This is a genomic window from Nostoc sp. UIC 10890, assembly GCF_054786515.1.
Genome location: NZ_JBSGKF010000004.1, coordinates 200,342 through 214,572, shown reverse-complemented (window position 1 = coordinate 214,572; position 14,231 = coordinate 200,342). Strand labels below are relative to the sequence as shown.

Genomic DNA, 14,231 nt, shown 5'->3' with positions numbered 1-14,231 from the left:
TTAGAAAGCACGACGACGCACGGGTGGTATACTACTGCGTAAAGCTTGCCATGTTAGCGCTCCTACCCTACCATCACCAACCAATCTTTGCGATCGCTGAAAGGTAGCTACTGCTGTAGCAGTTCTAGGGCCATAGATACCATCAATAGCTCCTTTATAAAATCCTAAATATTTCAGGACAGCTTGCACGTCTCTCACAGGCTGTCCGCGAGATCCAGGCGTAAGAAAAGGAGCTCTCACAGGAGAGTATTTTGAAAGCCTACCTGTAATTGAGGTTGTATTCGCCTGAGCAGGTGCAAAACTAAAGGGTAACATCCCCAAAAAGAATGCAGAGATTAAGCCCAATGGTAAAATTATTGAGTGCATAAATCGAGTATTCATAAATTTATCATCCTCTGATCAAATTTTTGCTCTGTTTGGATTTCTCCCATTTCTCAGGTTTTCTTCATAGGTTCTGAAGTTGGGATCGTTCAGTTCGTAAAAGTAAGGCTCTAGCGTGTAATTATAAAGAGCAGGAGTACCTAACATAGCCGGCATTATTGATGGCACTAAAGGTCGGTAAACCCCTCTAACTTTCTCTTCATAATCATTATCGATTGCTAAATCTTCGCTAAATTCAGGTAGATTTTTTACTTGCTCTTTGGTCAGTTTAGGAACAAAAAGATGTTTTTTATCATAGTCAAGACGAGCTAAACCCACCGGGAGCAATACTTTTTTGCCAAAAATCCAGAAGCCTGTATCAATGATGAAATACCGGAAACGTCCATCATTTTCATCAACTAATATATTGACAACAAAACCAACCCTGTCATCATCAGCGTAAACATCAAAAGTTTTAATGCCATTGCCATTAAAAATTTCATCGTTGTAGTTGGGGTTGTATTCGTCAAGTTTGTACAAAGCCATGTTTTTTCCTCCTGTAAAAACTGTTTAATTTTATTAGTAACTAACTTAAAGGTTGAATTTTTGCCTCATAAGCAGCATTGTTTAAACCGCCACCTCTATAAGCTTTTTGAGAATTAATATCACTTCTTAAGGCGGTAATGCGATCGCTTGTTGCGGGATGAGTACTCAAAAATGTCGGCAGCGATCGCTGTTGGAGTAACTTTTGCATAAAAGCAATCATGGCAGACTGAGCATAAGCAGCACGTCCTAAAGTCCTCAGTCCTCTTTGATCGGCTTCAAATTCATCTTGGCGACTATTGGGACGCTGTAATGCCAAATCCACACCAATCTGAACTGCTGTACTGCGTTCTAATCCGGCTACTGTGGCAAAACCACGAGCGATCGCTGTTTCTCGCATCTGTTCTATTGAATGCCGACTAGCAATATGACCAATTTCGTGAGCGATAACGCTGGCTAATTGAGCTTCATTATCTGCGGCTTTCAGCAATCCGGTAGTGACATAAACATAGCCACCCATTGTGGCGAAGGCATTTATACTCTCATCTTGAACTACCTGAAATGTATAAGGAATATCAGGGCGAGTGCTATTTGCTGCCAATTTCTGACCAACTTGGTTGACATAGCGATTCACATTTTGATTACGATAAAGCTGAATTTCACTATTAACTAACTGTTGATTAATCTGCTTGCCTAGTTGGACTTCTTCTCGATCAGAAATAGTGGATAGCTGAAATATTTGGATTCCTTGATTCAAGAGATCAAACAATGAAATTGCCTGTGTCTTTTGGGGTGAACCCACACCAATACCAACTGCTACTAAAACTGACATAAATAAATACAACCAGCGACGATAAATAAAAAATAAAGAATCTAACATAAGCTGATTCAAGTTAACTACGATGTTCAAAACTGGTGAACACTCCCTGCTACGGAACTTGCTCAAACTGCTCTATATCCAAGCATTCCAGACTTGTTGCGGCTTAAACCCGTGGAGGGATAGTTGAAAAGCTAAATGGCAATCTCCATAAAACCTTACAGAAAGTACAGCATTTAATACGGTCATGACAAACTGATAATTTCTAATTAGGGTATACAGTTTCAGCAACTAAAATAGGTCTGTTGCCGTACTCAGCCTCTAACTCTCTTTTGACATTTAGATCCCAGGTGAAATTATATTCTTGCTCAATTTCAGCAATTACAAAAGGACGAACTTCGCCAGTTATCGATACTGTCTGATCCTGATTTATTGCTACTTTGGGTGGTGCTTTGAATAAAACTAGCAAATCTTGCCCACCAAACAATTGGTTTTCATCTAGTGTTAGTAAAACCGGACTGCGGATATTGTCCACTTCCCCCGTAACTGTAACTTGACGACGATAATATTTTTCGGGACGTTGTGTTATCTGGCCAGGTTCAGGCGCTAATACAAGGTATCGAGCAATGATTGCAGGTTTATTGATGTAATCTTTGTAATATTCATCCTGCATATTGAGATTAAACTCTTGCTCAATCTTGGGAATTACTAAATTACGAACCTGACCAGTAACTTGAATTTTGATATTTTGGTCAGATGGCAGATTAAAAGGCACACCTGAAGCATTGACAACTACAAGAGGTTCACCGCGAAAGAACCGTGCATCACTAACTGTGAATGAACTCGAAGCAACTTTCTGAATTACTCTGCTTTTAATTGTTACAGAGTTACCCATGAATTCGTCGGTGTTTTCAGCAATTTCAGATGTATTAGTGATAGTTGCCTTTTCGTCAAAAAAGCTACAACTTCTCACTATTAGAGCCATGACTACCAGGAAAACTAATACCCCTGCTTGACCTAATGCCTGTAAGAAATTTCCCCTTTGAGAATTGTCACTCATTACCTTTATTCTTATTTATCTTGAGGCTATTCATGAAAAGTTTTCCTGATAGACAATGCTGTAGAATCCCTTATTGCGGAATTGCTGAGGGATAAACCTCTGTTGCAACTAACACAGGTTTATTGCTGTATTCTGCTTCTAGCTGCTTTTGTAAGGTTAAATCCCATTTCAGGTTATATTCTCGTTCTAGTTCAGCTACAACAAACGGACGTAACACACCCGTGACTGCAACTTTCTCACCTTCATTGACAACTCCTTTCGGAGTACCAGCGCGGATCACTAACAAGTCCTGCCCACCAAATAATTTGTCTTCATCTAAAGTGAAGGAATTGGCATTTCTGATGTTTTCCACCTCTCCTGTCACTGCCAATGTTTTACCGTAGTATAGTTTAGGGTTTGTGGTAAGTTCACCTGGTTTAGGAGCAAGTGCAAGCGATTGAGCAATAATTGCGGGTTGGGTTTCGTACTCTTTGTACAAGTTTGGATCTAAGCCCAAGTTGTAATCTCGATTAATATCTGCAATCACAAAGTTACGAACTGGGCCTGTCGCTTGAATTGGTGTATTTGGGTCAGTAGGCAGGGTGAAAGTTTTACCCGAAGCATTTACAACTAAAATTGGTTTAGCACTAAAAAATTGCTTATCGGCAATTGTAAAAGTTGACGGGCCCAATTTTCTGACGGGTGTACTTCTAATTGTTACAGTTTTACCAATTAGTTCGTTTGTATTGTCTGCGACTTCTTCTGTAGTCACATTAGTTTCTGGTACTCCGGCTTGTTGATCTAAGTTGTTGGTACAACTTCCAAGCAGCATTGTAGATATTGCTAGAGCAATTGTTCCTTTAGAACTCCATTTATTTTGTATAAAGTTGATCATTTCAAAATCTCCATCTGGGTTGACTAATTATCAGGTTCAGATGATGAGTTATTATGCAAAACTCTCTACGTTTTTATGTCAGTCTTAGTGATGATTTTTCAACTGAACCTGATATTGTTGAACGACTAAAAAACTTTTTGTTTGTTGTAATCAGCATTTAAAGCATTCACCATTTTTGTGGTGAATTATATTAATTCAAAAAGACTTGACCATCTTTTTGAATTCTCAATACGCCTTGATTGTTATCAAAATTGGTTGTTTCATCTAACGAAACTGCGAGTGTCCCTTCAGAGGTAGATGTGGGCATAACTTTAAGCAGTCCACCATCTTGACGTACCAAGGTAATACTGATAGGTGTTGGTAAGTTTCGTAAGACAAATTCTTGTCCACCTGCAAGATATCGAGGTTGGGTCTGACCAATTGCTTGATAAGAAATACCAGCGTTAGTGTTATTTTTCAATTTTACATCGACTGTACCTGCTGTTGGTGTAATAGTTGCAATCGCACTTTGCCGACTTTCTGGAGCAGGTGGTTGTATAACATTAACATTTGTGCGTCTTCCATTCATAGGATAGGCAGGAACCATAATACTCTGGGAACCAGTAGTTCCCTGTTGTCCTCCGAATCTTAAAGTTGCAGCATTCGGTGGACATCCTGCTGGAACCATAACTCGATTACGGTGTGGTTCTTCATAGAAAATACTAGGGCAAGGATTAATTTGAGAAATTCGCGGCTGTGCTACTGCTGATTGAGTAATTGCAGAGAACCCGACTAGCAAACTTCCAAAAATTGTTCCTACTAATCCAATTTCTTTTAAAGAAGAATGATTTAACTTGTACATAAATACCTCCTGAGATTTTCATTTTGCTTGTTATTTGAAAATTCCAATAGTGACATCTACTGAAAGATTAGAGAATACTTTTAGTTAGCCTCTTACTTTTCTTGCAATAATCCAAATTTTTGAGCGTGTATTTTAGGTTTAGGGAAAGTTGAGCTGCTCAACCAAAAGAGGAGAATGAAAACAGACTGTCTGTATTTTGAGGTTAAATCTCAATGGTGGAAAAGTCGAGGAGAATTCTAATACATTTGGCAAACACTACTTTAGATATAGGTTAGTACCTCTATAGCCATAGGTGGCAAAATCAAATCAATACTGCGCTTATTACTCTTCTAACCAATAGAGTAGACCTAGAGAAGTAACTCCCCCAAAAAAGTGAGCGCCAATCATGTTGACGTTTGCTAACATTACAAAAATGTCTAGTGAACGAATTACATTTTCTGGCTGATAAATTGCGACACCTTGAGGTTGTGCTACTGCTTTACCCAAAATGATTGAAACGGTAACTTCAGAAGCAATAAAAGCTATTAATAACCCTACCAAGCTCACTAGTAATCCAATTCGTAAATTTTGAATTACGTCTTCTTTCTTGGGATGGTTTTGAGAATTTGGTGTTTGTAAAAGTTTAGCCATTTTTCGATAACGCAAAGCCCAATAGACTCGAAAACACAGCAATAAAATACCAACAATAGCCAAAAATATCCCAAACCCTATACCTGCATTGCTTGTCTGAGTAGTAATGTTACGACTAAAACACGCCAACAATACAGCAATGCCAGAAATACCACCAAGTATTAATTGCACCCAAAAACTAATTCGACTTACTAAACGCAATGTAGCAGCAAATTTTTGTTTGCTTGGTGGATGTGAAAGTGATTCTAAATTATTTATCATATATACTCTACTCCCTAAGTAGATATTTTAAGTAAATCTAGTAAATTAGAGTTTGATTTCAATCTATATGATAAAACTCACCTCACCAATTAATGTATTTACTTCTTGAAATATTAGTTGCTTTACTGAAAAGAATTTATCTTGACCTCAGAACTAATATTTATTGATTTAGTTATAAATTTAGAGAGTAAAAGTGGAAAACTAGTGGAGAATATGTATTTTCGGAAAAAACTACGACTTCAGAAAGAGACTACCAAAACTATAGATAGACTTTTTTCTAAGCAAATCTATCCTAAAGTGGAGAGACTACAGTAATCCTATCTCTGTCACCTAAATTCCCATCAATAATTTAGGAATAGCTAAACTGGAAACACCAGATTTTGTAATATACTTTAGCTCAAGGCTGCTGCTACTTGAACAGCTAGTTTCTGAGGATTAAATGGTTTACTAATTATGCCTTTGACACCTAGATTACTGAATAGACGTTCGTTATTAGTGCGTCCTCTAGCTGTAAGCAAAATTACAGGTATATGTTTAGTTGTTTGATTAGCCTGTAGTTTTTGAAAAGTTGTCAAACCATCCATATCAGGCATCATTACGTCTAAAAGGATAGCATCGGGTTGAGATGACTGAGCTAAGAATAATCCTTGATTACCTGAAGTAGCAGTCAACACCTCCCAGCCCCCCATTATTTCTAGACAAGTCTGAATCAATTGACGGATGTCATCTTCATCATCAATAACTAAGATTTGCTTAGAGTCCATCGTTATTATTTTCCTGTTTTAAATTATTATTACTTAGTGCTTTAATTCTTCCAATGTAATGAGGGGTATTGTTTAAAGCTACCATCCTCTTAAGATTAGTTTTTAATGGTAAAACTTGAAAGTGGAAAACTAGGGTAGAAGTTTAATAAATAGATGGCATAACCAGAAGTAATAGACCAAAAGTAATAGAAAATGTGGAGATTGACACGATGGGCTTTGCCCCACCTTCCCTACGGAACGCTCCGGGAACGGCGATTCTCGCAACTACAACGCTACAGCATTGCATTCTTAACGGTTTTACTAGCTTTACTGTTGACATTGCTTCTATGGCAGCTACACAGGCTGAATTCTATTTATCCACTGTTTTTAGCTGCTGTCATGGTTAGTTCCTGGTATGGTGGCTTAAACCCAGGATTGTTGGCAACTTTTTTGTCTGCCATAGTCTGCGCCTACTTCCTTTTGCCCCCTTTTTATTCTCTGGCTATTAGTGGGTTCAGTGTGGTGGGGTTGCTTCAGTTTGTGCTAGTAGCATTGTTGATTAGCTTACTTAACTCCGCACTGCGCCAGGCGCGATCGCAAGCTCAGAAAAACGCACGAGCCGCCCAGGATAATTATGAGTGTTTACGTCAAATTCAAGACAGTCTGCGTCAAAGCGAAGAACGTTATCGATTGCTAGTAGAAGGAGTAACTAATTACGCAATTTTTATGTTAGATCCAAACGGTAACTTTACCAGTTGGAACATTGGAGCCGAGCGTATTTTAGGCTATCAAGAAGCAGAAGTGATTGGTCAACCTTTTGAGCGAATTTTTTCACCCGAAGCAATTGAGCGCGGACAACCACAACAAGTATTAACAAAAGCCGTAACTGAGGGGTTTTCTAAAGAAAATCGTTGGCATCTCCGTAAGGACGGTAAATTTTTCTGGGCGCATTGTGTAATCACACCTTTACGAGATGAAAATGGAAATCTGCGTGGATTCTCTAAAATTATGCAAGATATTACTGAGCGCAAACAAGTTGAAGAAGAAAAAGAACAACTGTTGCTACGAGAACAAGCTGCACGTGCCGTTAGCGAAGCGGCACAAAGTGCAGCAGAAGCCGCAAACCGTTCCAAAGACGAATTTTTAGCAATAGTTTCCCATGAATTACGTACTCCCATGACTGCAATTATTGGTTGGGCGGGGATGTTGCAAACGGGTGCGCTAGATGAAGCTAAAGTAACTCTTGCATTAGAGATAATCGAACGCAATGCTAATTTGCAAATGCAACTTATTGAAGACTTAATTGATATTTCGCGGATTGTTAGAGGAGAACTTTCACTCTCTATTGATTTGGTAGATTTAGTAGAAGTAATTACAACTGCGATCGAGGTTGTACAAGCACTGACAGATGCAAAGGATATTGAAATTGAAACTATATTTGATACTTCAATAGAAAAAATTTCGGGTGATTCAGACCGCTTGCAACAAGTTGTGTTAAATCTACTTACCAATGCAATTAAATTTACACCCAACGGCGGACGGATTAAGGTGCGGTTGTCAAAGGAAGTGGGGAATAGGGAGTGGGGAGTAGGGAGTGGGGAAGAGTTTTCCCAACCCTCAATTCCTAACTATGTTCAAATTCAAGTCAGTGACACGGGTAAGGGTATCAGTGCTGACTTTCTACCTCATGTATTTGAGCGCTTTTGCCAAGCAGATAGCAGTCATACTCGGTCAGATAAAGGACTAGGTTTAGGGCTAGCGATCGCCCGTCATGTGGTAGAACTGCATGGTGGCATAATCCAAGCCCAAAGCCAAGGAATAGGACAAGGTGCAACATTTACAGTCAAGTTGCCCATTTTAGAAGAAAGCAAAGGAGAAAGTCTTTCCCCTTCATCTCCTCCATCTCCCTCATCTCCCTCATCTCCTAACCTCCTAACCAACTTGCGAATCCTGGTTGTAGATGACGAGGCGGATGTGCGACAGTGGATTACCGCAGTACTCGAAGAGTGTGGAGCGAAAGTTAGTACTTTTAGCTCTACAAGACAGGTACTTGAAGCATTAGAAGAATTACATCCAGATGTTTTGATTAGCGACATTGGGATGCCAGGCGAGGATGGCTATGCGCTGATGCGTAAAATCAGAGAAATTGAAGCAGAACGAGGTGGGCGGATTCCTGCTGTTGCATTGACGGGGTATGCCAGGGTAGAAGATTACAAAGAGGCCTTAGCAGCAGGGTTTCAGTTACATGTTGCTAAACCAGTCAGAGCAGCTGAGTTAATTGCAGTTGTTGCCAGCCTGGGTAAAATGTCTGGTAAAATCTGAGTAATTTTAAAAATATTCTTCATATTCACAACCACAAGTTTTCCAATTTCTCAAGATAACTTCAAAAGTGTAATTCAGACAAAAAATGGTGTTATCTATGCAGTTGTGCAACTTAGATTGCATGACAGATGAACACCAAAATTCCTATTTTTTATGTGACTAAGGGCGAGGAAACTGAGAAGGTTGCTTGAAGTTCTCGACTGGTACATTTTTAAGTGCATTTTGCATAAAATCACGCCATATAGGAGCAACCGTACCACCACCTGTTGCACCGTGACCTAATCTTCTGTTGTCGTCTCTTCCTACCCAGATAGCAGTTGTCAACTGTGGTACAGTACCCACAAACCAAACATCTCTTTCTGATGAAGTTGTTCCCGTCTTCCCAGCAGCCGGACGACCTATAGCAGCAGCTCTAGCTGTACCGTTATTAATTACAGACTGCATTACATTAATCACAGATGCAGATGCCCAAGGATTTAAAACCAAACGAGGTTTAGGTGTATTGTCTATCAAAACATTGCCATTGCTATCAGTGACACGCATGATTAATGTAGATGGTGACTGCCAGCCATAATTAGCCAAAGTAGCATAGGCACTCGCCATTTCCAGAGGTGTTATACCAATTGCACCTAAAGGCAAAGAAGTTACAGGTTGCATCGGGCTCGTAATACCCAAAGTCCGAGAAGTTTCAATAACTTTATTTAAACCTACAGTTTTGCCAAGTTTGACTGCGGGAATATTCCGAGATAGTGATAAAGCTGTGCGAATTGGTATCGCTCCCATGAAACTATTATCATAGTTGCGTGGAGAGTACCAACGGTTGCCATCACGATACTTGACTGGAGTATCTTGCACTATTGTATTGGGTGTGAACTTGCCACTAGCAAAAGCAGTATAGTAAACAAACGGCTTAAAAGAAGACCCTGGCTGACGATGTGCTTGGGTTGCTCGGTTGAACTCGCTAGTTTTAGCATCTACGCCACCGACTAAAGCTTTAATAAAATGGGTGCGCGGATCAACAGCTACTAAAGCTATTTGATTATTTTTTAACCCTTGAGATGTCAATTTTTTATGCCAACGCTTGACAGTTTTTTCTGCCATCATTTGGAAATTAGCATCAACGGTTGTTTGCACCCGCATTCCCCCTGTGAGCAGTGCATTACGTCCAAACTTTTTCGCCAACTCCTGCGCTACGGTATTAGTTATATAAGGTGAAGCGCTACCTTGTAATGATCTATTTTTATTCAGTTTAATCTTTTGCTTGAAAGCTTGATTGTAATCCTTCTGGTTAATCCAGTTTAATTCCATCATCCTAAAAAGCACTTCTTTCTGCTTTTGTTTTGCTAATTCCATGTTAATAAAAGGACTGAAACTTTCTGGTGCTGGAAGCAACCCTGCCATCATAGCTGATTCAGCCAAATTTAAATTTGTGGCTGACTTGTTAAAGTAATAACGTGCCGCCATCTGGACACCATAATTGTTATCACCCCAATAAACTTGATTTAGGTACATATCCAATATCTCATTTTTATTGAGAACTTGTTCTAAACGAATTGCCAGCACTGCTTCTGCTATTTTCCGTGTAAAAGTACGTTCTTGAGATAAAAACAGGTTTTTCACCAATTGCATGGTGACAGTCGAGCCGCCTTCTTGCACTTCTCCGGCTTCCAAGTTAACTACTAAAGCACGTGCCACGCCCACTGGATTGATGCCTGGGTGATCATAAAAAGAACTATCTTCAGTGGCTAATACTGCTCTTTTCAAGTGAGGAGAAACTTTCTTTAAAGGGACTACTTCACGATTGGCTTCCCCGTGAATACTTGCCAATAGCCTACCTTTAATATCATAGATATAGGTTGTTTCCGCAGGTACAAAGTTCTGTATTTGTCTAACACTTGGCAAATCACGGAAACTAATAGCTAAACCAACCAGGCCTCCAGCTAGGACAGAACTTGTCAGCGTGGTAATTGATAAAAGGGTACAACTGGTAACTTTCCCCACGCCTTTCAAAAACTCTAAACTAGGAGAAGTCTGGATTTGCGGCTGCTGATCTTCAAAATTTCTTAACGAAGACACGGCAATTTTATTTCCTCGTTGATAGGTGTAACTACAATTTATTCAGCAAAGCCAAGCAGATAATTTTCGGCTGCTGATGATAGTTTGATAGTTATGAAAATTGATATATAGGAATCCGCTTTGATTTTTTAACTTACTTGTGTAGATAGGCAACAGTCAAGAAAGCTTTTTGAGTTGTACGGAGTTTGTTCAAAAATTAAATATGAGTCCTATATTTCTAGAAAACATAACTCAATCAATTTCTAAATTATACAGAATACTGAGTAGCGCAGCTTCTACTAAGAGGTATAATTTTGCTACACCGCAAGCTTGGATGAAATACAAAATATCCATCAGCAGCATTCACGCTACAGCGCTTCCGGCTATTATGCAATATAGTTTTATCCTTGCCCCTCTCCTATCATTGCTTTCAGCTTTTAGGATGTACCTCATAGCTGCCGGAAGTGCTGTAAAGAATGTGGAGAGAGGCAAGCAAGGCTTGTTTTCCCCACAAAGCTGATGCGGATTTATTTATATACTAGGACTTATTGACAGTCCGACACTACTATATTTCAACCTCTAAAAAACTTTTATCTTAGCTGAAACTCTCTTGGGACAGTTTTTTTACTACCTTTTAGCCTAAGTATAGTATTGCCTTTGATAGATGTCATAAAAAATTGAAAATGGCATAACCTAAGTTATATAAATTTGATTACAGCGCTCAGGGTCGCTTCTACAAGCAAACATTTTCATGAGAATTCTGTTGGTTGAAGACGATGATTTGCTTGCTCAAGCTGTAGCAAGATATCTTACCAAACAAAATTATGTGGTTGATATTGCACCTGACGGTGAAGCTGGTTGGGAGTTAGTTAATGTCTGTCACTATGACCTGATTGTGTTAGATATTGTTCTGCCAAAGCTAGATGGCATAAGTCTTTGTCGGCAATTACGGCAGTCAGGTTATCAAATGCTGATTCTGCTTTTAACGGCAAAAGACACTAAAACTGATAAAGTTATTGGTTTAGATACTGGAGCAGATGATTATGTAGTCAAACCATTTGATTTTCAAGAGTTATCAGCTCGGATTCGTGCTTTATTACGTCGAGGAAATACTTCTTTACCTCCTGTTTTGGAATGGGGAGCCTTGCGTCTCGATCCTAGTACTTGTGAAGTGACTTATGCAGACATTGCTCTAAATTTAACAGCGAAAGAATTTAGCCTTTTAGACCTTTTTTTACGCAACAACCAGCGCATCTTTAGCCGGAGTGCCATTGTAGATCAACTTTGGAGTACTGAAAAAGATCCACCTGAAGAAAATACGATTAAATCTCATATCAAAAGTTTACGGCAAAAGCTAAAAGCCGCAGGTGCTAACTATGATTTTATAGAAACTGTCTATGGAATGGGTTATCGTTTAAAAGCTTTAGATCATGAGGAAATTTGTCCGAAACCTGAGCCGGAAATAGATTTAAAACAGCAGCAAATTCTACTAACAGCCATTGCTCAAGAGCGGGAAAATTTCAAAGCTAAGGTTGGTTCGCGTATTGCAGTATTGAAACTAGCAGCTGATGCTTTAAGAAAAGGTAAACTTGACGCTCAATTGCGGCAAAAAGCAGAGCAAGAAGCTCACAAACTAGCTGGTTCTTTGGGTAGCTTTGGCTTTCCAGAAGGTTCGTTATTAGCCAATGAAATAGAAGATTTATTTCAAACTCAAAAATTTATTAGCCAAGCTAAATGTTTTTATTTAGATAAGCTCTTGATGGAGTTGCAACGAGAGCTAGAAAAAAGCACAGTTGAACAAACCCAAAATCTACTATTAGTAATTAGCAACGATCGCCAAATAGTTGAGGAATTGATCGAGGAGGCTGAGAATCAAAAAATACAAATTAAAGTTGCTACTAATCTCACCGCCGCCAGAAGTATAATCTCATCTTTAAATCCCCATGTAGTGCTACTCGATCTTGATATTGAGAAAGACAGCTTGAAATTAATAAGAGAATTATCTCAGCGATCGCCTACGGTAGGCGAAACGCCAACGTCACAAATACCTGTGTTAGTTTTTACAGAGCGAGATAATTTTAGCGATGCCTGCGGCGGGCTTCGCCTACGCCTAGAAGTTGCACGATCTGGCGGACGTGCTTTTTTACAAAAATCCATGCCTCCTAACGAAATTTTGGAGTCAGTCACCCAAGTATTACAGCAAACTCGTATTACTAAAGCGAGAATCATGGTTGTAGACGATGACGCACAGACATTAATTGTCATACAACAATCTTTAGAAGCTTTAGGACTTACTCTAAAAACTCTTGAAGATCCACGCTACTTCTGGGATACTCTGACAGAATTCTCTCCAGATTTGCTAATTCTAGATGTGGAAATGCCTAATATCAATGGCATTGAACTTTGTCAGGTAGTACGTAACGATCCGTACTGGAAGTTTTTACCAGTACTGTTTCTGGTTGATAATTTATCAGCAGATATTGTTGAGCAACTATTTGCGGTCAGAGCCAATGATTGTGTGAGCAAAACTGCTAAGAACTCACACCTAATCACCCGTATATTGAACTGTCTAAAACTAAGATAACTAGTTAGAAACATAGCTTTAGTAAATAAAATAACCAAATATATGAATAACCCACAACAACAGCCAACTAAAAAAACTTTCTGGAGCAAATTTAGTACTAATACACTAGTCCGTTTCTTACTGTTTGCTGCTTGTAGTTGGGTATTAGTAAAAGTTTTTTGGTATTTCAAGGATGTAGTTTTTATATTTACCTTTGCGACAATTTTAGCACTCATTCTTAACTATCCTATACGCTACCTGGAACGTTTTTTGAGGCGAGGTTTTGCCTTGGGTACAGTCATAGCTATCAGTTTATTAACAATCATTCTTCTATTTGTATTTGTTGGTAATATATTGATTACACAGCTACAAGAATTAACAGGTTTGTTATTACAAATAATTAGTTCTACAAACAATCCTATTAATCAATTACAAAGCGCATTAGCTACTCGAAATGTTCCAATAAATTTAGAGGCAATAGAAACACAAATTCGCAACTGGTTTGTGTCTGGTATGAACATGATTTTAGGCTTTTTACCCAATATTTTAGAAAGTTATGTCGGATTTATCATTATTATTGTAATTGCCTTTTTCATGCTGACTGATGGAGAAAAAATCTGGCAACTGATTCTTAAGATGATTTCCCATAATCAACGCGATCGCTTTTCAACAGCTATTCAGAAAAACTTCATCGGTTTCTTACGAGGTCAATTGCTAATCTCATTTATTCTGAGTATTGCCACTTTTTTAGTTTTCGCACTTTTTGGTGTTCCATTCCTATTTCTGCTAGCTATAACTGTGGGAATTTTTGACTTAATTCCTGGGATAGGAGCTACACTAGGAGTTACTTTAGTTTCTCTAATTATCTTAATACAAAGTGGTTGGATTGTTGCTATTAAAGTATTAATAGCTTGTATAGTTTTGCAACAGATTCAAGATAATTTACTTGCCCCTCGTGTAATGCAGAGTACAGTGCATTTAAATCCTATAGTAGTATTTTTTGCTCTTTTAATTGGTACAAAAATAGCTGGTTTATTAGGAGTATTTCTTTCTATACCCATTGCTGGAGTTATTGTAAGCTTGTTGGATATTGAGGAATTGCAAGCTAATTAGAAATTCTAGTATTGATTTTGCACTGTAGATAGCAAAAAATGGGGGTGCA

General features: G+C 38.7%; 12 protein-coding genes. 3 read left to right on the top strand and 9 right to left on the bottom strand.

The features are described 5' to 3' along the window. The 8 genes from ACWATR_RS33390 to ACWATR_RS33355 form a co-directional block, all read right to left on the bottom strand. Complete coding sequence (locus tag ACWATR_RS33390; RefSeq protein ID WP_460342536.1) at window positions 1-381, bottom strand: peptidoglycan-binding domain-containing protein; 381 nt, start codon at window positions 379-381, stop codon at window positions 1-3. Window positions 382-399: 18 nt separating this feature from the next. Then, the gene (locus ACWATR_RS33385) at window positions 400-906 is read right to left on the bottom strand and encodes a PRC-barrel domain-containing protein (protein WP_460342533.1); all 507 of its coding nucleotides are present in this window, start codon (window positions 904-906) and stop codon (window positions 400-402) included. 40 nt (window positions 907-946) lie between these two features. Then, the gene (locus tag ACWATR_RS33380) at window positions 947-1,783 is read right to left on the bottom strand and encodes a M48 family metallopeptidase (RefSeq protein WP_460342530.1); all 837 of its coding nucleotides are present in this window, start codon (window positions 1,781-1,783) and stop codon (window positions 947-949) included. Window positions 1,784-1,985: 202 nt separating this feature from the next. After that, a complete protein-coding gene (locus ACWATR_RS33375; RefSeq protein WP_460342527.1) occupies window positions 1,986-2,780 on the bottom strand; it encodes a hypothetical protein in 795 nt (264 codons plus the stop codon). 70 nt (window positions 2,781-2,850) lie between these two features. Then, a complete protein-coding gene (locus tag ACWATR_RS33370; RefSeq protein ID WP_460342524.1) occupies window positions 2,851-3,654 on the bottom strand; it encodes a hypothetical protein in 804 nt (267 codons plus the stop codon). A gap of 190 nt (window positions 3,655-3,844) precedes the next feature. Further along, window positions 3,845-4,495 (bottom strand): hypothetical protein, encoded by a 651-nt coding sequence (locus tag ACWATR_RS33365; RefSeq protein ID WP_460342521.1) that lies wholly within the window; start codon window positions 4,493-4,495, stop codon window positions 3,845-3,847. A 321-nt stretch (window positions 4,496-4,816) separates the two neighbouring features. Continuing rightward, entirely contained in the window at window positions 4,817-5,386 is a 570-nt protein-coding gene (locus ACWATR_RS33360; RefSeq protein ID WP_460342518.1) for a DUF3611 family protein, read from the bottom strand. Between the two features lie 392 nt (window positions 5,387-5,778). Then, complete coding sequence (locus tag ACWATR_RS33355; RefSeq protein ID WP_460342515.1) at window positions 5,779-6,150, bottom strand: response regulator; 372 nt, start codon at window positions 6,148-6,150, stop codon at window positions 5,779-5,781. A 192-nt stretch (window positions 6,151-6,342) separates the two neighbouring features. On the opposite strand from ACWATR_RS33355, the gene ACWATR_RS33350 reads away from it, so the two are divergent. Continuing rightward, window positions 6,343-8,451 carry a hybrid sensor histidine kinase/response regulator gene (locus tag ACWATR_RS33350; protein ID WP_460342512.1) on the top strand — a complete coding sequence of 703 codons (2,109 nt, stop codon included), beginning with the start codon at window positions 6,343-6,345 and terminating at the stop codon, window positions 8,449-8,451. 159 nt (window positions 8,452-8,610) lie between these two features. Here the strand turns inward: ACWATR_RS33350 and ACWATR_RS33345 are convergent, their stop codons facing one another. Beyond that, window positions 8,611-10,527 (bottom strand): transglycosylase domain-containing protein, encoded by a 1,917-nt coding sequence (locus tag ACWATR_RS33345; protein WP_460342509.1) that lies wholly within the window; start codon window positions 10,525-10,527, stop codon window positions 8,611-8,613. 730 nt (window positions 10,528-11,257) lie between these two features. On the opposite strand from ACWATR_RS33345, the gene ACWATR_RS33340 reads away from it, so the two are divergent. Continuing rightward, window positions 11,258-13,090: a response regulator gene (locus tag ACWATR_RS33340; protein WP_460342506.1), complete on the top strand. Its 1,833-nt coding sequence runs from the start codon at window positions 11,258-11,260 to the stop codon at window positions 13,088-13,090. Window positions 13,091-13,132: 42 nt separating this feature from the next. Next, a complete protein-coding gene (locus ACWATR_RS33335) occupies window positions 13,133-14,182 on the top strand; it encodes an AI-2E family transporter (RefSeq protein ID WP_460342503.1) in 1,050 nt (349 codons plus the stop codon). The last annotated feature ends 49 nt before the right edge of the window (window positions 14,183-14,231 follow it).